This window comes from Duganella sp. CF402, from assembly GCF_900109645.1.
Taxonomy (GTDB): Bacteria; Pseudomonadota; Gammaproteobacteria; order Burkholderiales; family Burkholderiaceae_D; genus Rugamonas.
This window is the reverse complement of the sequence record NZ_FOBG01000008.1, coordinates 1-22,651: the sequence shown is the minus strand read 5'-3', so window position 1 is coordinate 22,651 and position 22,651 is coordinate 1. Positions and strand designations below refer to the sequence as shown.

The 22,651-nt window shown below is 63.6% G+C and carries 19 protein-coding genes, 2 rRNA genes and 1 riboswitch; of the genes, 6 read left to right on the top strand and 15 right to left on the bottom strand.

Annotation, left to right across the window (positions count from 1 at the left end; translation table 11 throughout):
• The first annotated feature begins 25 nt into the window (after positions 1-25).
• The 4 genes from rrf to BMZ70_RS27750 all read left to right on the top strand — a co-directional run bounded on the left by rrf (position 26) and on the right by BMZ70_RS27750 (position 5,291).
• Positions 26-138, top strand: a 5S ribosomal RNA gene (rrf, locus tag BMZ70_RS27765).
• Between the two features lie 119 nt (positions 139-257).
• Positions 258-2,285, top strand: coding sequence for an esterase-like activity of phytase family protein (locus BMZ70_RS27760; protein ID WP_092281703.1), 2,028 nt, complete (start codon positions 258-260; stop codon positions 2,283-2,285).
• A 32-nt stretch (positions 2,286-2,317) separates the two neighbouring features.
• Positions 2,318-4,303 carry a beta strand repeat-containing protein gene (locus BMZ70_RS27755; RefSeq protein WP_092281701.1) on the top strand — a complete coding sequence of 662 codons (1,986 nt, stop codon included), beginning with the start codon at positions 2,318-2,320 and terminating at the stop codon, positions 4,301-4,303.
• 67 nt (positions 4,304-4,370) lie between these two features.
• Complete coding sequence (locus BMZ70_RS27750; protein WP_092281699.1) at positions 4,371-5,291, top strand: phytanoyl-CoA dioxygenase family protein; 921 nt, start codon at positions 4,371-4,373, stop codon at positions 5,289-5,291.
• On the opposite strand, the gene BMZ70_RS27745 is transcribed toward BMZ70_RS27750, so the two are convergent.
• Positions 5,251-6,672 (bottom strand): DHA2 family efflux MFS transporter permease subunit, encoded by a 1,422-nt coding sequence (locus BMZ70_RS27745; RefSeq protein ID WP_092281697.1) that lies wholly within the window; start codon positions 6,670-6,672, stop codon positions 5,251-5,253. The two genes, BMZ70_RS27750 and BMZ70_RS27745, sit on opposite strands and share 41 nt — an antisense overlap.
• Before the next feature lie 96 nt (positions 6,673-6,768).
• Between BMZ70_RS27745 and BMZ70_RS27740 the strand changes: the two genes are divergently transcribed.
• Positions 6,769-8,454, top strand: a complete 1,686-nt coding sequence (locus BMZ70_RS27740; RefSeq protein WP_092281695.1) for an alkaline phosphatase D family protein — start codon at positions 6,769-6,771, stop codon at positions 8,452-8,454.
• On the opposite strand, the gene bluB is transcribed toward BMZ70_RS27740, so the two are convergent.
• The 14 genes from bluB to cobT all read right to left on the bottom strand — a co-directional run bounded on the left by bluB (position 8,451) and on the right by cobT (position 22,115).
• Positions 8,451-9,101, bottom strand: coding sequence for a 5,6-dimethylbenzimidazole synthase (gene bluB / locus BMZ70_RS27735; RefSeq protein WP_092281693.1), 651 nt, complete (start codon positions 9,099-9,101; stop codon positions 8,451-8,453). The genes BMZ70_RS27740 and bluB overlap by 4 nt on opposite strands.
• The gene (locus tag BMZ70_RS27730; protein WP_092281691.1) at positions 9,098-10,546 is read right to left on the bottom strand and encodes a cobyric acid synthase; all 1,449 of its coding nucleotides are present in this window, start codon (positions 10,544-10,546) and stop codon (positions 9,098-9,100) included. The genes bluB and BMZ70_RS27730 overlap by 4 nt, the downstream gene beginning before the upstream one ends.
• Complete coding sequence (locus tag BMZ70_RS27725) at positions 10,547-11,416, bottom strand: cobalamin-binding protein (RefSeq protein ID WP_092281689.1); 870 nt, start codon at positions 11,414-11,416, stop codon at positions 10,547-10,549.
• Complete coding sequence (gene cobD, locus BMZ70_RS27720) at positions 11,413-12,393, bottom strand: threonine-phosphate decarboxylase CobD (RefSeq protein WP_092281687.1); 981 nt, start codon at positions 12,391-12,393, stop codon at positions 11,413-11,415. Before cobD ends, BMZ70_RS27725 begins: the two co-directional genes overlap by 4 nt.
• Positions 12,386-13,363, bottom strand: coding sequence for an adenosylcobinamide-phosphate synthase CbiB (gene cbiB / locus BMZ70_RS27715; protein WP_092281685.1), 978 nt, complete (start codon positions 13,361-13,363; stop codon positions 12,386-12,388). The genes cobD and cbiB overlap by 8 nt, the downstream gene beginning before the upstream one ends.
• Positions 13,364-13,365: 2 nt before the next feature.
• The gene (gene cobU, locus BMZ70_RS27710; protein WP_092281683.1) at positions 13,366-13,914 is read right to left on the bottom strand and encodes a bifunctional adenosylcobinamide kinase/adenosylcobinamide-phosphate guanylyltransferase; all 549 of its coding nucleotides are present in this window, start codon (positions 13,912-13,914) and stop codon (positions 13,366-13,368) included.
• Positions 13,911-15,197 carry a cobyrinic acid a,c-diamide synthase CobB gene (locus tag BMZ70_RS27705; RefSeq protein ID WP_092281681.1) on the bottom strand — a complete coding sequence of 429 codons (1,287 nt, stop codon included), beginning with the start codon at positions 15,195-15,197 and terminating at the stop codon, positions 13,911-13,913. The genes cobU and BMZ70_RS27705 overlap by 4 nt, the downstream gene beginning before the upstream one ends.
• Positions 15,191-15,796 carry a cob(I)yrinic acid a,c-diamide adenosyltransferase gene (gene cobO / locus BMZ70_RS27700; protein ID WP_092281679.1) on the bottom strand — a complete coding sequence of 202 codons (606 nt, stop codon included), beginning with the start codon at positions 15,794-15,796 and terminating at the stop codon, positions 15,191-15,193. Before cobO ends, BMZ70_RS27705 begins: the two co-directional genes overlap by 7 nt.
• A complete protein-coding gene (locus tag BMZ70_RS27695) occupies positions 15,796-16,566 on the bottom strand; it encodes an ABC transporter ATP-binding protein (RefSeq protein ID WP_092281677.1) in 771 nt (256 codons plus the stop codon). The genes cobO and BMZ70_RS27695 overlap by 1 nt, the downstream gene beginning before the upstream one ends.
• Entirely contained in the window at positions 16,566-17,588 is a 1,023-nt protein-coding gene (locus tag BMZ70_RS27690; RefSeq protein WP_092281675.1) for a FecCD family ABC transporter permease, read from the bottom strand. Before BMZ70_RS27690 ends, BMZ70_RS27695 begins: the two co-directional genes overlap by 1 nt.
• Positions 17,589-17,644: 56 nt before the next feature.
• Positions 17,645-19,507 carry a TonB-dependent receptor domain-containing protein gene (locus tag BMZ70_RS27685; protein ID WP_092281709.1) on the bottom strand — a complete coding sequence of 621 codons (1,863 nt, stop codon included), beginning with the start codon at positions 19,505-19,507 and terminating at the stop codon, positions 17,645-17,647.
• 70 nt (positions 19,508-19,577) lie between these two features.
• Positions 19,578-19,800: riboswitch (cobalamin riboswitch) on the bottom strand.
• Between the two features lie 4 nt (positions 19,801-19,804).
• Positions 19,805-20,326: a histidine phosphatase family protein gene (locus BMZ70_RS27680; RefSeq protein WP_092281707.1), complete on the bottom strand. Its 522-nt coding sequence runs from the start codon at positions 20,324-20,326 to the stop codon at positions 19,805-19,807.
• A complete protein-coding gene (locus BMZ70_RS27675) occupies positions 20,323-21,090 on the bottom strand; it encodes an adenosylcobinamide-GDP ribazoletransferase (RefSeq protein ID WP_092281705.1) in 768 nt (255 codons plus the stop codon). Before BMZ70_RS27675 ends, BMZ70_RS27680 begins: the two co-directional genes overlap by 4 nt.
• Positions 21,090-22,115, bottom strand: coding sequence for a nicotinate-nucleotide--dimethylbenzimidazole phosphoribosyltransferase (gene cobT / locus BMZ70_RS27670; protein ID WP_092281673.1), 1,026 nt, complete (start codon positions 22,113-22,115; stop codon positions 21,090-21,092). The genes BMZ70_RS27675 and cobT overlap by 1 nt, the downstream gene beginning before the upstream one ends.
• 337 nt (positions 22,116-22,452) lie before the next feature.
• On the opposite strand from cobT, the gene BMZ70_RS27665 reads away from it, so the two are divergent.
• Positions 22,453-22,651: ribosomal RNA gene (locus BMZ70_RS27665) — 16S ribosomal RNA — on the top strand; the annotation flags it as partial.

Sequence of the window (22,651 nt, the reverse complement as noted above, 5' to 3'; positions counted from 1 at the left end):
CGGCTGCGCAGCATACAAGTCAAAGCTTGATGACCATAGTAAGTCGGTCCCACCCCTTCCCATCCCGAACAGGACCGTGAAACGACTCTACGCCGATGATAGTGCTGCAACCAGTGTGAAAGTAGGTTATCGTCAAGCTAGTTATTTAGAAAAAGCCCGTTCAGGTGAAGCCTGAGCGGGCTTTTTTGCGTCTGTCATCAGCGTGTAACGCGCCCTCGCTAGACTTGTCCTTTTTCTAAAATTAGGGACAAGTCAGCATGAAAAAATTCTCCTTGGTGTCGCTCGCCGTGTTCTCGGTCCTCGCCGGTTGCGGCGGCAGCGATAGTGCGCCCGAAGCACAGAAGACGCCGATGACCGGCGTGTTCCTCGACGGCGCAGTCGAGAATCTGGACTATGTGGCCGGCACCGCCGCCAAGGCCAGCACCAACGCCAAGGGCGAATTCACTTGCTACGCCGGCGACACTGTGAGCTTCAGCGTTGGCGGCATCGCGCTCGGCAGCGCACCGTGCGCCGCCACCATCACGCCGCTGCAGCTGGCCGGTTCCACCGATGTGAAAGACGTCAAGGTGGTCAATCGCCTGCTGGCCCTGCAATTGCTGGACGATGACAGCGACCCGTCCAACGGCATCAAGCTGAACGCCGATGTTAAAACCGCGCTGGCAAGCAAAACCGCCGATTTCGGCGCCGCTGCCGATGCATTCAACACCGCCCTCAGCGCCAATCTGGCCACCGCCGGCGCCAGGTACGCCGCCCGCAGCGTCGACGACAGCCGCCGCGCGCTGGTGCGTGAGCACTTTGAAGACACGCTTGCTTCCAAGGTCGGCACGCCGGTCAACGAAACCTTCAGCCAGACCACGCCGCTGGGCGCGGTGTCGGTTACCGTGACGCGCTACCAGGTGCAAGCGGCCAGCAGCTACTACATTCCATACGAAGGCAGCAACGCCAAGGTGAAGGAAGATTTCCCGCTGGGCTTCCTGCCGTCCTACGGTTCCTCGATTGCCTTCAAGGGCACCAATGCCGCTGGCGAACTCGAGTTCTACGGCCTGACCGATCGCGGCCCGAACGGCGACGGTCCTAATCTGCCTGCACTGAGTGGCGCCGGCACCACCGGCGCCAAGATCTTCCCATCGCCGAGCTTTGCACCCGCCTTCGGCGTGATCACGGTCGGCAAGTCCGGCGCGGTGCTGACCTCGTCCACGCCGATCAAGGCATCGGCTACGGTGAAGACTTCTGGTTTGGCTATCCCGCCGGGCGCGGTCGGCAATTCTGCCGAGCTGCCGGTAATGGATGTAATGAAGTACGACGCCACCAGCAAAGCCACCTTCGATGCTAACGGCCTCGATACGGAAGCTATCGTCGTCGATAAGAAGCGCAACGTGCTGTGGGTGTCGGATGAGTACGGCCCGTTCATCGTGAAGATCGATCCGGCCACCGGCATCATCCTCAACAAGTATGCGCCGGGTAGCGGCTTGCCGGACATCTTCCTCAAGCGCCGCGCCAATCGCGGCATGGAAGGCCTGGCGCTGGACACCAGCACCGACAAGCTGCACGGTTTCCTGCAGAGCCCGCTGACCGATGGCACTGCGCTGTATTCGGTGACCGGCAAGAACGAACAGATCGAGCGCTTCGCGCGCTTCACCCGCTGGACCGAGTTTGATCCAACCACCGGCAAGGCCGGCAAGATGTACGCCTATCCGCTGGACGCTGCCGACTACCAGGATGGCCGCACCGGCAACGCCAAGCTGGGTGATGTGGTGGCGCTGGGTAACGGCAAGTTCATCGTGATCGAGCAAGGCGCAGCGCCGAGCGGCACGGTGTTCAACAAGCTGATGCTGATCGAGATCGGCGCGGCCACCGATATTTCGGCAGCGGCCTTCAATGCCACCACCTCCGATCTGGAGAAGAGCAGCATGGGCGGCGTGGCCGTCAACGGCGCCGACTGGAAGGCGGTCACCACGCTGAAGAAAACGCTGCTGCTGGATCTGAACGCCATCGGCTGGCTGGCGGAGAAGGCGGAAGGCTTGACCATCGTCGACGGCAATACGCTCGCGCTGGCTAACGACAACGACTTCGGCCTGAAGACCAAGGTGTACGACGCCAACGGCAAGCCGGTGGAGGACGCCGACGTCACCAAGTGCAATGTCGATGCGAACGGCGTCATCATCACCAGCACGGCGGCGGGCTGCAATGCGGCCAACAGCATTCGTGTGGCGCGCGGTGCGGACCAGGAGCGTCCAAGCCGCCTGTGGCTGATCAAGTTTGCCAAGGCGCTGACGGCGTTCTGATCGGATATTAAAAACTCTAACGGGACGAAACCATGTCGAAACCATCTTCTGCGATTCAATTCTTGTTGCTGGCCGCGCTGCCTTTCGGCGCTGCCACGGCGGCGGACTTCACCATCGGCGGCAGCAGCAGCACCGCGCAATCGCTGGGCAATAACCAGACCGGCTCGGTCACCAGCAGCGGCGCGCTGAGCGTGAACGGCAGCACGGTTGCTGTCACCATCACCGGTAACAACGCCACGGTGAACAACCTCGGCTCGATCAAACAAACCGGCAGCGGCCGCGTGATCCGCGACAACAGCGGTGTGAGCAACCTTGTCGTCAACAATGGCAGCACCACCAACAGCAGCGCGCTGATGCAGGCCGCCGACGCCGACGTGATCCAGATGGCCAAGGCTGGCGCCACTGTTATCCTGAACAACTACGGCGCGATGATTTCGCTGAATGCCAGCGCAGGCGGCGCGCAAGCGGTGGACTTCAGCTCGGTGACCGGCGCCAACGTGGTCAATAACTACGCCGGCGGTCTGCTCCAGGCCACCGACGCCGATGCCGTGCGTCCCGGCCTGAATGGTGTGGTGAGGAATGCCGGCACCATCCGGGCGATCAATGCCAAGGCCGACGGTGATGGCGTCGATGCGCAGGCCAACACTGGCGTGCAAGTATTCAACCTTCCCGCCGGCCTGATCGAGGGTGGCCGTCACGGCATCACCGGCGGCCAGGCCGATGCGGCGTCCAACTTCGCCATTTTTGTGGAGAACAGCGCCGGCGGCGTGATTCAGGGCCTGAACGGCTCGGGCATCAACCTGGATGGCTTCAACGGCAAGCAGAGCGCCACCATCATCAACCACGGCACCATCACCGGCCGGGGCCTCACCGGCGACGGCGACGGCATTGACGCGGACGGCATCGCCTACCTCACCAACACCGGCATCATCCGTTCTCTGAACGCTTACAGCGCAGCGGGCGATGGGTGGGCCTACAGCGAAGGCATCAGCGTGGGCGGCGGCACCATCACCAACTCGGGCACCATCGAAGGCCTGGTCACCGCCGGCAATACCAACGCGGTGGGACGCGGCATCACGCTGGCCGGCAACGATATCACCAGCGGCGCGCTGAAAGGTTCGCGCGAAGGCTTGTACGCCAATGCCACCATCACCAACCAGAGCGGCGGCCTGATCCGTGGCCAGAGCGATGCCGCCATCGTGGTGTCGGGCGCAGCCAGCGGCTACACCGTGACCATCTACAACCACACCGGCGCTTCCATCGTCGGCGGTGGCGCTAGCAGCGCGGCGATCAAGGGCAATGCTGACAACACCGTGATCGTCACCGGCGGCATCATCAATGGTTCCAGCAGTGGCAAGGCGATTGAGCTGGGCAGCGGCGTGAACAGCGTGACGATCACCGGCGGCACCATCAACGGCAGCATCAACGGCGGCAGCGGCGGCCAGAACACGCTGGTGGTCAACGGCAGCTTTGCGTACGATGGTGCGATTTCCAACTTCAACAAGGTGGAAGTGCAGGGCGGCGACGTGACCTTCTCCGGCGTGAGCAGCTACACCGGCGCCACTGTGCTGAGCGGCGGCAAGCTGACGCTGGACGGCGCGCAGCGCTTGTCGGCTGAAAGTGAACTGATCCTCAACGGCGGCACGCTGCGCCTGACCAATGCCGGGGCCGATGGCCAGGCTTTCGCCAGCCTGTCGCTGAACGCCGATTCGTCGGTGCTGCTGGGCGGCTCGTCGCTGACCTTCGGCGCGCTGGGCGCGGTGGTGAACGGTGCGACCCTGAGCTTCACCGAGGCCGCCTCCGGCTCCTACGCCTTCCGTCTGTTGGGCAACTATTCCAGCGATGCGGAATTCCTGCAACTGGTCGGCGCCACCCACATCAACGGCCTGGGCGCGACCTATTCCTTCGACGGCACCTACACCCGCGTGGCCGCCGTGCCAGAGCCAGCTACCTACGCCATGTTGTTTGCCGGTCTGGTGCTGGTGGGCGTGGCGGCACGTCGTCGCACCAAGGTTTAGCCGATATCAAGGCGGAACGGCTCTCGGGTTGTTACCTTCTCAGAGGTGACTCTGGGAGGAAAGCCCGATGGAATATGCGCAGCTGAAGCCCGGCCGCCGTTTTGCCCCGCTGCATAGCCTGTTGTACTACAGTCAGCGCATCGTGACTTATCCCACGCTGCGCCGGCTGGTGGTGCGCGCGCTCAGTGCGGCGGTGCGCCTGCGCCAGGGGGCGGGCAGGGAACTGCACGCCGCCACGGCGCAGGAAGATGCAGCCCTGCTCGACCTGTGCCGCAGCGGCTACGCGCCGCTCGGCAATCTGCTCGATAGCGTACAGTGCGACGCTATCCGCAGCTGGCTGGGCGACAAGCTCTTGATTGATCGTGACCGCGAGCGTCCCGGCTTCCGGCTGGCGCAGCGGCCGGCGGCGGTGCGCGTGGCCGATTATCATCTGCGCGACGTGATCGCCTGTCCGCACATCCTGGCGCTGGCCAATAGTCCTGCGCTGCTGGGCCTCGCCGCGCGTTATCTTGAATGCAAACCGACCATTTCCGCGCTGGGGCTGCGCTGGTCGTTCCCGGTGACGGGCGACGACAGCGCCCTGCAAGCCTTCCATCGCGATTCCGAAGATTGGCGCTACCTGAAAGTGCTGGTTTACCTGACCGATGTGGACGATGGCGCGGGGCCGCACGTCTACCTGCACGGCAGCCACCTGACGCAGGCGCCGGTGCGCTTGCGCTTCTACAGCGACAGCGAAATCGTGGGCTCGCACAGCGCCGACATGCTGCTGACCGCCATCGGCACGCGCGGCTTCTGCTTTGCGGTGGACACGGCCGGCATCCACAAGGGCACGGCGCCGTCGCTGCAACCGCGCCTGATGTTGCAGATCCAGTACTCGCTGCTGCCCAGCTATGCCTATCGTTATGCGCCGGAGCGCTATCGCGGTCCGCTGGTGCTGGACCCGTATGTCAATCGCCTGATTCTTCGTCGGTGCGCTTTGCCTGGCTGATGGCTTCACCGTCGCTCTTGCGTAAGGTCCAGAACATGGCGGAGGACAGCACCGTCAGTACCGCCAGCGTGATGAAGGCGTGATGCAGCGCGGAGGTCAGCGCCACGCGATTCGACTGCGGCAGGTCGCCGAGGAACCAGCCGGTGACCAGCGAGCCGGCAGCCAGGCCGAAACTCATCGACAGCTGCTGCATCGAGCTGGCCATCGTGCTGGCCATGCTGGAGTTGGAATTGTCCACGTCGGCGTAGGCGATGCTGTTCATGCTGGAGAACTGCAGCGAATTGAAGAAGCCCAGGCACAGGCTGATCGCCACGATCACGTACAGCGGCGTGCCTTGCTGCACAAACGAGAACATGCTGATGGTAACGCCGATCAGCAGCGTGTTCACGGTCAGCACCTGGCGGTAGCCGAAGCGTCCCAGCACGCGCACCGAAATCATTTTCATGCCCATCGCGGCGGCGGCGGACGGCATCATCAGCAGGCCCGATTGCCAGGCCGGCAAGCCGAGGCCCAGCTGGTACAGCAGCGGCAGCAGGAAGGGCAGGCCGCCCACGCCGATGCGGGTGATGAAGCCGCCCAGCACCGACACGCGGAAGGTGCGGATCTTGAACAGCGCAAGCCGCAGCAGCGGGAACTCCGCTTCCCTGGCGTGCCACACATAGGCGCCCAGCAGTGCGCAGGCGATGAACAGCAGCACCGAGGCCGACGTCACGTCCAGCTTATGTTCGCCGAAGACTTCCAGCAGCCATGACAGCAGCGCGATGCCGGTGCCGAACAATACCAGGCCGATGAAATCCAGTGGCCGTGGTTCGTCGCCGTGATAGTCCGGCATATAGCGGTGCGCGAGGAAGATCGCCGCCAGCCCGACCGGCACGTTGATGAAAAAGATGTCGCGCCACGTCAGCCAGTGCACGATCAAGCCGCCGATGGTGGGGCCGAGCAGTGGCCCGATCAGCGCCGGGATGATGACGAAGTTCATGGCCGCCAGCAGCTCGTGCTTGGCAAAGGTGCGAATGATGGTCAGGCGGCCGACCGGCATCATCATCGCCGCGCCGAAGCCCTGCAGCAGCCGCGCCGCCACCAGCATCGGCGAGTTGACCGACAGGCCGCACAGCACCGAGGCGATGGTGAAAATGGCAATCGCGGTCATGAACACGCGGCGCGTGCCGTAGCGGTCCGCCATCCAGCCGCTGATCGGTATCGAGACGGCGAGGCTGAGGATGTAGCTGGTGACCACGGCCTTCAGGCTCAGTGGCGTCACTTGCAGGCTGGCGGCCATCGCGGGGATGGCCGTGTTGACGACGGTGGAGTCCAGCTGCTCCATGAAGAGGGTGGTGGCAACTACCCACGGCAGGTAGCGTTTGGCGGCATCGGCATTCATAGGGGTGATTGTCACACAAAATAAACACAACGGTCATAAGCAGGTCACGGATGGGGCGTAAGTTGCGCACATTGCTATGGCATCGGGGAGAGCAGCATGGAAGGACGCCGTACTTTTATCCGTCAAATGGCCGCGTCGACCGCGTTGCTGACCGTAGCCGGTTGCACCAGTACCGCTGGCAGCGTTGGCGACAACAGCGTGGCTGGCTTTCGCCACGGTGTGGCCAGCGGCGACCCGCTCAGCGATCGCGTGATCCTGTGGACGCGCTTCACGCCGGCGCGTGCGGGTGAAGTGGAAGTGCGCTGGCAGCTCGCCACCGATCCAGCCATGCAGCAGGTGGTCGTACATGGCAGCGTCATGACGTCGGCGCAAAAGGATTACACGGTGAAGGTGGACCCGTCCGGCCTGCTGCCGGGCCATGTGTACTACTACCAGTTCGCGGTGGATGGCGAGAAGTCGGTGGTCGGCCGCACCAAGACGCTGGCGCGCGGCGATGCGCGGCAGGTAAGGCTGGCGGTGTTCTCCTGCTCGAACTATCCGGCCGGGTACTTCAACGTCTACGCCGATGCGGCGCGCCAGGACGACATCGACGCCGCGCTGCATATCGGCGATTACATCTATGAGTACGAAAGCACCGGCTACGCTTGTGGCAATGCGGAGGCGCTGGGCCGCGTGTCGGAACCGCGCGAACTGCTGCTGCGCACCGACGATTATCGCCGCCGTTACGCGCAGTATCGCTCCGATCCCGACCTGCAGGCGGTGCATGCCGCCATGCCCTTCATCACGGTGTGGGACGACCACGAGATCGCTGACGACACGTGGCGCGATGGATCGGTTGACCACAAGGCCAGCAAGTACGGGCCGTTCGAGCTGCGCAAGCTTGCAGCACTGACGGCTTATCACGAGTGGATGCCGATTCGCGTGCCGGACGCTTCCGCGCCAGACAAGATTTATCGCTCTTTCGATTTCGGCGGCATCGTTTCGCTGCACATGTTGGACACACGCCTGATCGCACGAGACCAGCAGTTGATGATGTCGTCCTACTACGATGAGCACAAACACTTCGACGTGGAGAAGTACACGCAGGACGTGTGCTCGCCACGCCGCCAGATGATAGGCCGTGAGCAGATGGCGTGGCTGGAAGGTCAGGTTAGCCGGTCCAATGCGCGCTGGCAGATGCTGGGCCAGCAGGTGCTGATGGCGCGCATGGAGTATCCAGCCGCCGTGGTCATGGGTGAATGCAATAGCACCGACTACTCGGCGTTGAAGAAGCGCGCGGCGGCCGATCCATCCTGCGTCACGCCGAAGGAGCAGCGCTGGCTGTCTTCCGCCACCTTGCCGTGCTATCTCGATTCGTGGGACGGCTACCAGGCCGACCGCGAGCAGGTGTTCGAGATGATGCAGAAACACCGCAAGAACTTGGTGGTGCTGGCCGGTGACACGCACAACGCCTGGGCCAGCGACTTGCGCGACGCGCAGGGCAAGCAGGTTGGCGTGGAATTCGCCACCGCCTCGGTGACCTCACCGGGCATGGAAGGCGCCTATCCGGATCGCGATCCGGAGGACGTGGCAAACATGATGGTGGATTTGATCGAACCGCTGTACTACGCGCAAACCAGCAAGCGTGGTTACATGGTGATCACCGCCAGCCATGAGCAGGTGCGTTGCGACTGGCGGTTTGTCGATACGGTGTTCAAGCACGAGTTCACGGCGGCCACGGAGCGCAGCCTGCGGGTGCTGGCGGGACCGGGCAACCGCCGCCTCGAGGAATGCCCTGCTTAGGCGGCGTTGTCCCAGCGATTTTCGAACAGGATGTCGCTGAGCGGGCGGCGCTGGTCCCACTTTTCCAGTTCCAGCATGGGCGCGGTATAGAACTCGTGGACGTGGCCGACGCATAGTACGGCGATCGGCTGGCTGCCCTCGGGCATGCCGACGATGTCGCGCAGCTGCTGCGGATCGAACATCGACACCCAGCCCGCGCCGATGCCTTCCGCGCGTGCGGCCAGCCAGAAGTTTTGCAGCGCGCAGGCGGCGGAGGCGAGGTCCATCTCCGGCATGGTGCGGCGGCCGAACACATATTGATCGCGCTTGTCGATCAGGCCCACCACCAGCACTTCCGCGCATTCCAGTATGCCCTCCACCTTGAGCCGCATGAATTCTTCCGCGCGCTGGCCCAGCGCATCGGCGGTCTTGATGCGTTCCTCGTTGACGTGCTGGTGGATGCGGGCGCGCAGGTCGGTGTCGGTGATGCGGACAAAGCGCCACGGCTGCATGTAGCCGACGCTGGGACCACTGTGGGCCGCGCCGAGGAAGCGTTCCAGCTGGCCCGGTTCCAGCGGGCCGCGCTTAAAGTGGCGCACATCGCGGCGTTCGCGGATGGCGCGGTAGACGCCGGCAATTTCGGCATCGGGATAGGCGTGCGGATTCATTTCAGTTTGAGTAAAGCGTCGAGCAAAGGCTGGGTGGCGTCGGCGATGCGATCGAGGCTGGCTTCGCGCAGTGCGGAGGTGTCCACCGTGTGTTGCGAGTCCAGACCTGCCCAGCGCAGCAGGGCGCTGATGGCTTGCGGCGTGTCGAACAGGCCATGCAGGTAGGTGCCGAGGATCTGGCCATCTGCCGATACCGCACCTTCCGGTCGACCGTCGATGGTGAAGGCAGGCGTGGCGAACGCGCTACCTGTGGAAACGCCCATGTGGATTTCGTAGCCGCTGACGGGGGCTTGCGCTTCGTCGAACGCGCACACACCTTGTACCTGCACCAGCCGCTTATCCGGGCTCATTTCGGTGGTCATGTCGAGCAGGCCGAGGGCCGTCGAGGCGCCGGCTTTGCCTTCCATGCCCAGCGGATCGGTCACTTCGCGGCCCAGCATCTGGAACCCGCCACAGATGCCGATCACTTTGCCGCCGTAGCGCAGGTGGCGTTCAATCTGCTCCGGCCAGCCATAGGTGCGCAGCCAATCGAGATCGCCGCGCGTGTTCTTGCTGCCGGGGAGGATGATGAGGTCCGCCGCCGGTATCGGCTCTCCCTGGCGTACGAAATGCAGGTCGACGTCGGGATGGGCGCGCAGCGCGTCGAAGTCGGTGTGGTTGCTCATGCGCGGCAGGCTGGGGACCACCACGCGGAACGCGCCGCGCGCCGCTTGCACCGGCTGCACCGCGTCTTCGGCGTCGAGGAACAGGCCATGCAGGTAGGGCAGGACGGCCAGTACCGGTTTGCCGGTCTGCTGTTCCAGCCACTCCAGGCCCGGTTCCAGCAGCTTGATATCGCCACGGAAGCGGTTGATGACAAAGCCGATGGTGCGATTGCGTTCGCTCTCCGAGAGGCAGGCCAGCGTGCCGACGATGTGGGCGAACACGCCGCCACGGTCGATATCCGCCACCAGAATCACGGGGCAGTCGACCTTTTCGGCGAAGCCCATGTTGGCGATGTCGCGGTCGCGCAGATTGATTTCGGCCGGGCTGCCGGCGCCTTCCACCATCACGCACTCGTATTGCTGCAGCAGGCGTTGGTGCGATTCGAGCACGGCTTGCATGGCGACGGTCTTGTATTGATGGTAGTCGCGCGCGTTCATCTCCGCACGTACTTTGCCGTGGATGATGACTTGCGCGCCGATGTCGCTCGATGGCTTGAGCAGGATAGGATTCATGTCGGTGTGCGGTTGCAAGCCGGCGGCGATGGCTTGCAGTGCTTGCGCGCGGCCGATTTCGCCGCCGTCTTCGGTCACCGCGCTGTTGAGCGCCATGTTCTGCGGCTTGAACGGAACCACGCGCACGCCCTGCCTTTTGAGCAGGCGGCACAGGGCTGCGACGACGGTGCTTTTACCGGCGTCCGAGGTGGTGCCTTGCACCATCAATGTAGAGTAGGGAAATGGCATTTAATTTCGGTGCTGGCGGGCTTCTTCGATTTTTTCGCACAGGGCCTTGGTGCCGACCACCATGCGCGGGCCGGCGCGGTTCAGTAGTTCGCCTTCAAGGCGGAACAGGTTGTTGTTCTTCACGGCCAGCATGTTTGGATACGGCTTCCACAGGTTCACGCTGCCGTAGTCTTTTTCGCTGGTGCCGAAGATGGCTTCCGGATTTTCCTGCAACACGGCTTCCACGCTGACCACCGGCGCCGTCACTTTCAAGTCGCCGAAAATATTCACGCCGCCACACAGGCGGATGGCGTCGCTGACGATGGACTTGTTACTCAGGGTGTAGAGCGGCTTGTCCCATACCTGATAGAACAGGCGTACCGGCGGACGCTTGGCGTATTGGCGCGTCATGGCGGCGAACTGCTGGCGGATGTCTTCCGCAGCGGCGTTGGCCACGGTCTCGGTGCCCATCAACTGGCCGAGGCGCACCACGTTATCGGCGATGCCTTCGAGCTTGGTCGGTTCGCTGTGGAACAGTGGGATACCCAGCTTGCGCAGGCCTTCGATCTGGCGCTCGAAACCACCGTGCATCCAGATCACGATCAGGTCCGGCTTCATGGCGGCCACGCGTTCCAGGTCGATCAGGCGGTTGTCACCGACGCGCGGGATTTTCCTGGCCGCTTCCGGATAGTCGCTGTAGGTGACCGCGCCGACGATCTTGTCGCCCGCGCCGGCGGTGAACAGCAGTTCCGTCACGTGCGGCGCCATCGCGATCACACGCTGGGCGGGCTTTTGCAAGGTGACGACATTGCCGTCGTCATCACGCACGCTGATTGGTGCGGCGTTTGCAACGCTCGCCGCAAGCAGTGCCACCATCATCATTTTTTTCATTTTGTGCTCCATTCAGTGAGTGCCGCTTGCAGGCGCTGCCAGCTCGCTTCGTCCGGCGGCAGGCCAAGGCGGATGCCGCGTGCCGCTTGCGTAAATAATCGCACCCAGATGCCGCGTTCCGCCATGTGATGCCAGAACGCCTCCGGCTGCGTCTCGGCCCACCACTGGAACAGCGGCGTGCCGTTGGATTGGATGCCGTGCGCGTCCAGCAGCGCGCGCAAACGTTCGCCGTTCGCTTGCAGCTGTTTGCGCGTGTGCGCTTGCCAGGCGTGATCGGTCAGCGCGGCCAGTGCGATCTGCTGCGCCGGACCGCTGATGGTCCACGGGCCAAGCAGGTCGGCCAGATCGCGCAACAGGTCCGCATGCGCGGCGACGAAGCCAAGCCGGATGCCGGCCAGACCGAAGAATTTGCCGACCGAGCGCAGGACGATCAGGCCGGGGCGCTCGGTGTGCATCGCCACGCTGTTGTGCTGTGCCGTGTCGCCGAACGCTTCGTCGACCACCAGCCAGCCGCCACGTGCCGCCAGTTGATCGGCCCATTGCAGCAGCTGCTCCGCCGGCACCTGCGCACCGGTAGGGTTGTTGGGATTGACCACCACCATTACGTCGTTGCGCGCGACGGCGGCTTCCAGTTCGTCGTAAGGCGTGAGCGTCAGCGTGTGGCTGTGACCAGCCCAGTGGTGCGCGTGCTCCGCATAGGACGGCGCGCTGACGGCCACGCGCGACGGCTTGCGCAAGCGTGGCAGCATCTGGATCGCCGCCTGCGTGCCGGCCACTGGCAGCATGCGCGGCGCGCCATAAAACGCTTCCGCCGCAGCGGTTAGCGCAGGATCGGGCTCCGGCAGCCGATGCCACGCATTGCCTTCCAGTGCAGGCGCGGGATACCAGTGCGGATTGATGCCGGTCGAGAGGTCGAGCCAATCATCGCGGCCAAAGCGCTTTGCGGCGTCGCGCAGGTTGCCGCCGTGTTCAAGCATGCGCAATCTCCATCAGCGTGGCCAGCGTCAATAGCGCTGCTATGGCTCCCGCGACGGCGAGCCATAGCGCAGTCGTACGCACTACCAGCTGCCATGCGCGGTTGATGTCCGCACCGGTAGCAGGCGGGCCATCTCCCAGCACTGGGCGCTGCTCGACTTCACCGTGATAAACCGCCGCGCCGCCCAGCTGTACGCCAAGTGCGCCGGCACCGCTGGACATGACCGGGCCAGCGTTCGGGCTATTCCACGCCGGCGCTTGCGCGCGCCAGCATTGCCACGCACGGCGCTTGCCTTGCAGGCCTGGCGCCAGCAGCACATAAGACAGCGCGGTCAAGCGCGCGGGGATGTAATTGAGCGCATCGTCGATGCGGGCGGCGGCGCAGCCGAATTGCAGCAGCCGTGGCGTGCGGTAGCCCCACATCGCATCCAGCGTATTCGCCATGCGGAACAGCACCGCGCCGGGACCACCGCCGACCATGAACCAGAACAGCGTGCCGAAGACCGCGTCGTTACCGTTTTCCAGCAGCGATTCCGCGCTGGCGCGGGTCAGCTCAATCTCGCTGGCGCTGGTGGTATCGCGGCTGACGATGTAGGAAGTCAGGCGGCGCGCATTGGGCAGATCGTGCCGGGCCAGCGCATCGGCAATCGGGAGGTTGTGCTCGCGCAGGCTGCGCAAGCCGAGACAGAAGTACAGCATCAGCGCGTGGGCCGCCGCTTGCGCAGCTGGCAGCGCCAAGGCCCACACTAGCAGTGCGGCCAGCGCGGTCAGGGGCAGCACGGCCAGCGTCCACGCCAGCACGCCGCGTGCGAAACGCCAGCCGCCTTTATTCAGGCGGCGTTCCAGCGTTATCGCCAGATTGCCGAAGCCGACCAGCGGATGCCAGCGCCGTACCTCGCCCCACCACAAATCGAGCAGCACGCCCGCCGCCATCAGCAGCGCGACGGCGGGAAAACTTAGTCCACCCAGCACGGTTATCCTTTTAAGACCAGCGGCAGGCCGGCGGCGACAAACACCGCGCGGTCGCAGATGGCGGCGACGGCCTGGTTGAGCCGTCCCTGTTCGTCCATGAAGCAGCGCGACACGGCGCCCATCGGCATGATGCCGAGGCCTACCTCGTTCGACACCAGCACGATATCGCTGGCGCACTTGGTCAGGGCGCTGGCGAGCATGTCCTGCTGCTCATGGAACAGCGCGGGCAGCGTGATGGCGCCGACATCGGGATATTCCTGACCGCCACTGAACAGCAGGTTGCTGAGCCATAGCGTCAGGCAGTCGACCAGAATCAGGCGGTCCGGCGAGGACCAGCGCAGCAGCTGATTGCCCAGTGCCAGCGGTTCTTCCACCGTAATCCATTCGTGCGGTCGGCCGTTGCGGTGATGTGCGATACGCTCTGCCATTTCTTCATCACCCGGCGTGGCGGTGGCGATGTAGACCACCTCCTTGCCGGAATCGGTGGCCAGGCGTTCAGCGTAGGCGCTTTTGCCGGAACGGGCGCCGCCCAGGACCAGTGTACGTGTCATGTCTCACTCCTTAAAAACAAGGCGGCGCTGGCCGCCGGATTGGATGCAAAGTAAGCGTGAAAATACGAAGCCGTCAGCGACCCCACGCGGTACACAGCTTCGCCCTGTATAGCGGAGGGATGCTTGATAGTGTACGCGGCCGGCGCTACTTCGGTCGCCAGTTTGGAGTAGTGGAAGGTGTGACCGCGCAGGATGCCCTGCGGCGTCTCCAGCCCCTGCGAACCCAGTCCCGCGAGGCGTGGCTGCATTGCCACAGCGCCGGGTAGCAGGCCGGCCATATTCCACTGGGCGCCCGATTTGTCGGCCAGCGTATCGGCCAGCGCCATCATGCCGCCGCATTCGGCGACGATGGGCATGCCGTCCGCATGCACGGCGCGGATCGATGCGGTCCATTGCGTGGACTGCGACAGCTGTTCCGCATGCAGTTCGGGATAGCCGCCTGGCAGGTAGACCGCATCGGCTTCCGCCGGCACGGCTTGATTGGCCAGCGGCGAGAAGAACTTCAGCGTCGCTCCCATTGCGCGCAGCGTTTCCAGGTTGGCCGGGTAGAGGAACATGAAGGCCGGATCGCGCGCGATGGCGATGGTGATCCCGGCCAGCAGCGGTTCCTTCAGCGGCGTCGGCGCTGGTTCGATCTGCACCGGGCGCAGGCTGTCCCATGCCGCCTGGTCGAATGATAGCTGGTCGGCCAGTTCGTCAAGCAGTTGATCGATATCCTGCACTTCGTCCGGCAGCACCAGACCGAGATGGCGTTCCGGCAGCGACTTCGCCTGCTTGGGCAGCGTGGCAAACAGCGGAATGTCGCGCAGCGAGGCGGCCACCATTTTGGCGTGGCCTTCGCTGGCGACGCGGTTGGCGATCACGCCGGCCATCTCCACCGGGCCGTAGTCGCGCAGGCCGTGCACCAGCGCGCCAGCGGTTTGCGCCATCGCACCGGCATCGATCACCGCCATCACCGGCACGCCGAATTCGCGCGCCAGGTCGGCGGAGGAGGGCGTGCCGTCGTACAGGCCCATGACGCCTTCGATCAGGATCACGTCCGCTTCGGCGGCGGCTTGCGCCAGCTGACGGCGGCACAGTTCATGGCCGACCATCCACAGGTCCAACGACAGCACCGGAGCACCGCTGGCGCGTTCCAGCAGCATCGGATCGATGAAGTCCGGGCCGCATTTGAACACGCGCACGCGCTGGCCAAGCTTGACCAGCTTGCGCGCCAGCGCGGCGGTGACGGTGGTCTTGCCTTGTCCCGAAGAGACGGCGGCAACCAGCAGCGCTTTTACCATTCGGTCCCCGCCTGTGCGCCGATGCCGGCTTTGAAGGCATGCTTGACGACTTCCATTTCCGTCACCGTGTCGGCGATTTCAATCAGTTCCGGCGGTGCGCCACGGCCGGTAATGCAGACGTGCTGCATCGGCGGACGCGCCAGAAGGTCGTTGATGACGATGTCTACATCGAGGTATTTGTATTTGAGGGCGATGTTCAGCTCATCGAAAATCACCAGACCGATTTCCGGATCGGCGAGAAATTTCTTCGCCTGCTCCCATGCTGCCTGCGCCTTGGCGATATCGCGCTCGCGGTTCTGGGTCTCCCAGGTATAGCCTTCGCCCATTGCGTGGAAGCTGATCTCTTCCGGGAAGCGGCGCAGGAAGCGTTCTTCGCCGGTTTGCAGCGCGCCTTTGATGAACTGCACCACGCCGACCTTCATGCCGTGCCCCATCGCGCGGATCGCCATGCCGAAGGCGCTGGAGCTCTTGCCCTTGCCGTTGCCGGTGTTGACGATGATGATGCCGATCTGTTTGTCGGCCGCCGCGATCTTGGCGTCGATGATGGCCTTCTTGCGCTCCATGCGCACGCGGTGACGTTCGTTGATATCGTCGCTCATTAAGTTTCCTCGTTGGGGATAAAGATACTGCGCTTGCCGTGTTTGATCACTTCGATCGGATGGCCGAGATACTCGCTGAGGATATCGGCTTGCATCACGTCTTCCGTGCTGCCGGCCAGCCAGCGGCCATCGCCTTTCAGCAGCAGCGCGTGGGTGGAGACGCCATGTGCCAGCGTCAGGTCGTGGCCGATCATGACGGCGGTCTTGCCCTGTTCGCGGCACAGGCGCGCGACGATGTTCATCACGCTGACCTGGTGCGCGAGATCCAGCGCGTTGGCCGGTTCGTCGAGCAGCAGCAGCGGCGTGTCCTGCGCCAGCATGGCGGCAATCGCCACGCGCTGACGCTCACCGCCGGACAAGGTGCGAACGTCGCGCGCAGCCAGATCGGCCACTTCCATCGCTTCCAGCGACTTGACGGCGATGGCGTGATCGTCGCTGTCTTCCCAGTAGCGGTTGTCGTGGTAGGGGTGGCGCGCGGACAGCACGGTTTCAATCACGCTGTAGGCAAAGGCATCGCTGCGGCTTTGCGCGAGGAAGGCACGCTGGCGCGCCAGTTCCGCCAGCGGCCACTCCGGCAGCGGACGCCCGCCCAGCGCCACGTGGCCGGCTTCTGGCGCGCGCAGTCCGGCCAGGGCGCGCAGCAGGGTGCTCTTGCCGGCGCCGTTGCGGCCGATGACGCTCCAGCATTCGCCCTGGCGCACCTGCCATTCGAGATCCGACACCAGCTGGCGCTGGCCGGCGCTGAGATAAAGTTTGTGGGTGCTGATCATTATTTACGCAGCCTGTGTAGTTGATACAGGAAGACAGGCGCGCCAATCAGCGCCGTCACCACGCCCACTGGCAGCTGCTGCGGCGCGATGGCGGTGCGGGCCAGCGTGTCCGCCAGCAGCAGGAAGGAGCCGCCGGCCAGCGTCGCCGCCGGAATCAGGATACGGTGATCGGGACCGACCGCAAAGCGGCAGGCATGCGGCACGATCAGGCCGACGAAGCCGATGCTGCCGGCGCTGGTGACAGCGCTCGCGGTCAGCAGGCCGGAGACGAAGAACAGACCTTTTCGCAACGCACCTACACGGATGCCCAGCGTGGCGGCGGCTTCGGCGTGCAGCGCCATCACGTTCATGGCGCGCGCGTTGCGCAGTGCGTACGCCAGCGCTGCGATTAGCACCGCCCACGGCAGCCAGCGTACCGAGGTGCCGGACAAATCGCCGATCATCCAGAACACCATGCTGCGCAAACGGCTTTCGGGCGCGATGGACAGCATCAGCGTCACCATCGCCATGCAGGCGGACGACAGGATGGCGCCGGTCAGCAGCAACAGCGAAGTGCCGCCTTCGGCCGCCGTGCCGCCGCGCAGGTCACGCCGGGCCAGCAGATACAGCATCATGGAGACGGCCACCGCGCCGCCGAATGCGGCGGCGTCCACCATCCATGCCGCGCACATGAACATCAGCGCGGCCAGCGCGCCGACCGAGGCGCCAGCGGACAGGCCAAGCACGTAAGGGTCGGCCAGCGGATTGCGCAACAGCGCCTGCATCATCACGCCCGCCAGCGACAGCGCGGCGCCGGTGACGAAAGCGGAAACCGCGCGGCTGGCGCGCAGGTCGAGCAGGGTAGCTGCCAGTGTCGACGACTGGCCGTGCAGCAGCTCATTGAGTGCTGCGGGAATATCGGAAAGGGGAATCGAGACCGAACCGGTCATGCCCGAGAAAATCAGGCTGGCAAAAGCGAACAGCACCAGCCCTGCCAGCGTGAGGGCGGCGCGTTGTCGCAAATTGCGTGAGAAAGAATGCATGCACTGCTTTCAAAAAAACTGCCGGGGAAGAAAATCATCCCCGGCAGGTTACACCATTATTTGTAGCCGTAACGGATGCCGGCAAACAGCTTGGAATCCGGCGTTGCGTAATTGCGCGCCAGGTCGTACTGCTTGTCGCCGACGTTGTTCCAGCGGACCAGCGCCGACCAGTCGCTGGTGATGGCGTAGGTCGCGTACAAGTTCACCAGACCGTAGCCGCCGAGGCGTAACTTATTGGCCGCATCGTCAAAGCGATCGCCGGAGAAGGTCAGCTCAACGCCGGCTTTCAGTGCGCCGATGTTGTAGTCCGCACTCACGTTGCCGTGTTTTTTTGAGCGGCGTTGCAGGCGGTTGCCGGTGGTTTCATCCTTCGGATCCTGCAGGTCGATGCTGGCGTTGAGGTTGATGCCGGCCAGCTTGGTGGCGCCGGCGATGGTCACGCCTTCCAGCAGCGCCTTGTTGACGTTGTAGACGCAGCTCGACTTTGGAACGCCGGTGTACGGGCAAGGCGTGACGCTGACCAGCATGTCGGTCAGCTTGTTGTGATAGTAGCTGGCGCTCAGCGCATTCACGCCGTCGTCCCAGCGGATGCCGATTTCGGCGTTCTTGCCTTGTTCCGGCTTGTTCAGCGCATTGCCGTAGTTCGGGAAGTACAACTCGTTGTAGGTCGGCGCACGGAAGCTGGTGCCGTAGCTGGCGGTGGCGCGCAGCTGCGAGGTGATGTCGTAGCCGTAGCCTACCGAGCCGGTGTTTTTCGAGCCGTACACCGAGTTGTCGCGGCGGATGGCGGCGTTCAGCAGGTTGGCGCCGCGACGGGCGTTGTACGATGCCGCCCACGAGTTGGTGCTGCGGTCGCGGTTCAGCGCATCGGAGCCGGTGGTCGAAACCTCTTCCTTGCGGTGGTCGTACAGCAGTTGCAGCACGTCTTCGCCGATACGCACGTCATTTTGCACGCTGATGTCGGTTTGCTTGGTGTCGATGCGCGTGTAACCTGCAGCTGCGGTGCTGGTCCAGTTCTGGCCTTTGTCGCGGCTTTCCGAATACTGCACCAGCGTGTCGACGTTCGGCACGAATTTGGCTTTGCCGTAAACGGCTGCGGTGTCGACGGATGCGATGCTATGCGTATCGTAGGCGGAGGCGCCGCTGTCGTACTGCGATTCCAGTTTGCTGTGCAAGAACAGCGCGCCGGCTTCGTAGCCAGGCGCGATCTGCAGGCCGAACTGGCCGGAGACGTTTTCCTTGTCGTAGCCGTCGCGGTCCGCGTTGTACGAAGTCAGGCCAGGGCGGGTGGCGTTGAAACCGTCCGATTTTTCCTTGCCGGCGCTGACGGCGTAGCTGAAGCTGTGCTCACCGCCGGTGGCGCCGGACACGGTGGCGTCGGCCTCGCGCGTCTTGTCGCTGCCGTAGCCGGCAAATGCGGTCACGCTTGGTGCGCCCTTGCCTTTCTTGGTGAAGATCTGGATCACGCCGCCGATGGCGTCGGCGCCGTACAGGGAGCTCAGTGGACCGTAGACGATTTCGATATGGTCGATGGCGGTCAGCGGGATGGCGCTCCAGTTGGCGGCGCCGGTGGTCGAGGAGCCGATGCGCACGCCGTCCACCAGCACGATGCTCTGGTTGCTGTTGGCGCCACGAATGTAGACGCTGGATGCGGTGCCGGCGCCGCCGTTGCGGGCGATCTCGATGCCGCGCTGGCGCTGCAGCAGGTCGACGATGGAGCCCGCGCCCGATTCGGAAATCTGCTCGGCGCTGATGGTGATGGTATCGCTGATGACGTTGGCCAGCGGCTGCGGCGTGCGGGTGGCGGTAACGACGACGGTGTCGGCTGGCGACGATGCAGATTCGGCGTGCGCATAGCAGGCAGCCATTGCCAACGCCAGCGACGTCAGCGTCGCAGGACGGGAGATACGAAAGGTCATGATCATTTTTCTATTAGTAGCAACCGGCCGACGTCCCCGTAAGCCAATCGCGAACAGAAGCGAGATGCGACTCGCTTCCACCTGGTTTGGCCGGTATCCGGGCTAACAAGTGAGGCCGTCTTACCTTCCCATGCCGAGGCACAGTGGTGTTGAGAGGCGGCTTGTCGCGAGCATTTGCGACACTTGCTTACCGTTGCGGGGGCAGCACACGTTGGCTATTTACAGAGCTTCGTGTTTCCCGTTTAACTGCGCATCTGAACAGACGCGCGAGCACCAAAACCTGTCCATTATACGGGTTTAAAGCGTCAAAGTGGAGCCGTAGGGGATTTGGTGGGCGGTTTGCGCCGCTTGCAGCGCCATCTCCGCCGGCGCCAGTCCTGCGTGGCGGGCGGCCAGCAAGCGCATGGTTCCGGCGTGGCAGATGATGATGGCGTCGCCGACCAGCGCATTGTAGAAAGAGGTGATGCGCTCGGCCATTTGCAGCACGCTTTCGCCGCCGCCGGGTTGGTAGTGCACCATGTCGGCGGCCCAGGCGTCGATGGCGGCGCGCGGGATGGCGTCCCACGGCTGCATCTCCCAGTCGCCGAAGTGCATCTCGGCGAGGCGGGCGTCGTAGGTGATGTTGTCGCTCAGGCGCGCAGCCAGTTCGGCGCAGCGGCGCAGTGGGCTTGAGTAGATCGGCAGGCCTGCAGGTAGCTGTAGCTGCAGCGCGGCCAGCGTTTGCTCCAACTGGCCGGGCGCGATGGCAAGGTCGGTGCTGCCGTAGCACACACCGGGCGCGACCAGCGGCTGCGGATGGCGGACCAGTATCAGCTTCATCGCGGCAGGCATGCCAATGCGCACAGGTAGAACATCACTTCCGTGACCTGCTGCACCGCGCCGAGACAATCGCCGGTGTAGCCGCCGATGCGGCGCACGAACATCCGAGCCAGCCAGATGGTGGCGATGGCCGCTGCTACCAGGCCCGCAAGCAGCGCGAGCGGCGGCAGCCAGCGCAGCGCAAGCACGGCTGCCACCGGCAGGGCGGCGGTAAGCGCGGCTAACGTGAATTCGCCGCCGCTCATTTTTTGTGCGAGCGGTTTTGCCTTGCCTTCCGCGCGCGCGTAGTCGAGACGCCAGATCAACGAAGTCGCCATCAGGCGCGAAAGCGGATGCGCCACCAGCAGCGCGGCGATGGCGGTCAGTGTCGGCAGCATCGCCAGTGTGGTCAGCTTCAGCGCCAGCATGCAGATGGTGCCGATGGCGCCGTACGCGCCGATGCGCGAATCCTTCATGATCTCCAGCACGCGCTCCGGCGTCATGCCGCCACCGAAGCCGTCGCACATGTCGGCAAAGCCGTCTTCATGAAACGCTCCGGTTATATAGATGCCGAATGCCGTGGAGATGATGACAGCGACTGGCGCGGGGAGGAGCCACGCTGCCAGCGCGTAAGCGGCGCTGGTCATCAGCGCTACCACCAAGCCTACCAGCGGGAAGTAGCGCGAGGCCTGGTTCAGCCACGCAGGATCAAACCCCACCCAGCCGGGAATGGGCAGGCGGGTGAAGAATTGCAGCGCGGTGAAGAACAGGCGGAGCTGATGCATCATTCGGATTTTTCGCTGACCTGTGCCGACTCGAAGGTCGCCATCTGGTTCAGGAAGTTGGCGGCGGCGTGCAGTAGCGGCAGCGCCAGCGCGCAGCCGGTGCCTTCGCCGAGGCGCAGGCCGAGATTCAGCAGCGGCTTGGCGCCCAGTGCGCCCAGCATCTGCTGGTGGCCGTTTTCATTGGAGCAGTGGGCGAATACGCAGTAGTCGAGAATCGCAGGCTGGATGCGCGCGGCGACCAGTAGCGCGCTGGTGACGATAAAGCCGTCGATCAGCAGCACCTTGCGCAGTTCGGCCGCCTTCAGCATCGCACCGGTCATCATGGCGATTTCCAGTCCGCCGAAAGTAGCCAGCACGTCGAGCGGCTCGATCGCTGCTACGTGTTTGGCGACGGCCGCCTCGATCACACGCTGCTTGTGCAGGATGCCGTCCGCCGACAAGCCAGTGCCTGCGCCCACGCATTGCGCCACCGGGATGCCGGTCAGCTTGTGCATCAGCGCAGCGGCGGCGGTAGTGTTACCGATGCCCATTTCGCCGAAGCCGACCACATTGCCTTCCAGCTCCGCAGCCAGCGCCATGCCGGCGGCCAGCGCGGTCTCGCACAGGTCGCGGCTCATGGCTGGTTCTTGCGCGAAGTTGCGGGTACCGTGGGCCAGCTTGCGATCGGTCAGACCATCGCGCGGGCCGAATTCGTGATTGACGCCGGCATCGATCACACGCAGCGCGCAGCTGCTCTGCGCCGCGAAGACATTGATGGCGGCGCCGCCGGCCAGGAAGTTCTCCACCATTTGCCAAGTCACGTCCTGCGGGTAAGCGGAGATGCCTTCGGCCACCACGCCATGATCGGCGGCGAACACTAATACAGCTGGCTTGTTGATCGCGATATCGCGCGTGCCCTGTATCAGGCCGATTTGCCTGGCCAGTTCTTCCAGTACGCCCAGGCTGCCCAGCGGTTTGGTCTTGTTATTAATAGCGCGGTCGAGTTGAGCGGCCAGCGCTTCGTTATGTGTAGGGGAGATGGACATGGAGAGAACTTATGAATCGAGAGATTTCTTATTTTACCTCTTGCCAAAGCAGCGAGCGGCTTGCTATAGTTCGGTCCCTCGCAAAACGCGGCGTCGAAAACAAAACGATGTAGCGAAAAACGAGGGGTTGACGAGATAAACGAAACACTTCATAATCTCGCTTCTTCGCTGATGAACAAAACGCTTCAACAGCAGCAGTACAGATCTTTAAAAAATTACAGTCGATAAATGTGGGCGTTTGATGCTGCAACAAAAGCATTAAATGCTCAAACAAAGAAATACTGTCAGTATTTTGAGTAAGAGCGAACCATCCGGTAAAACGGATAAAACAGAGATTAAACTAAAGAGTTTGATCCTGGCTCAGATTGAACGCTGGCGGCATGCCTTACACATGCAAGTCGAACGGCAGCACGGAGCTTGCTCTGGTGGCGAGTGGCGAACGGGTGAGTAATATATCGGAACGTACCCAGGAGTGGGGGATAACGTAGCGAAAGTTACGCTAATACCGCATACGTCCTAAGGGAGAAAGTGGGGGA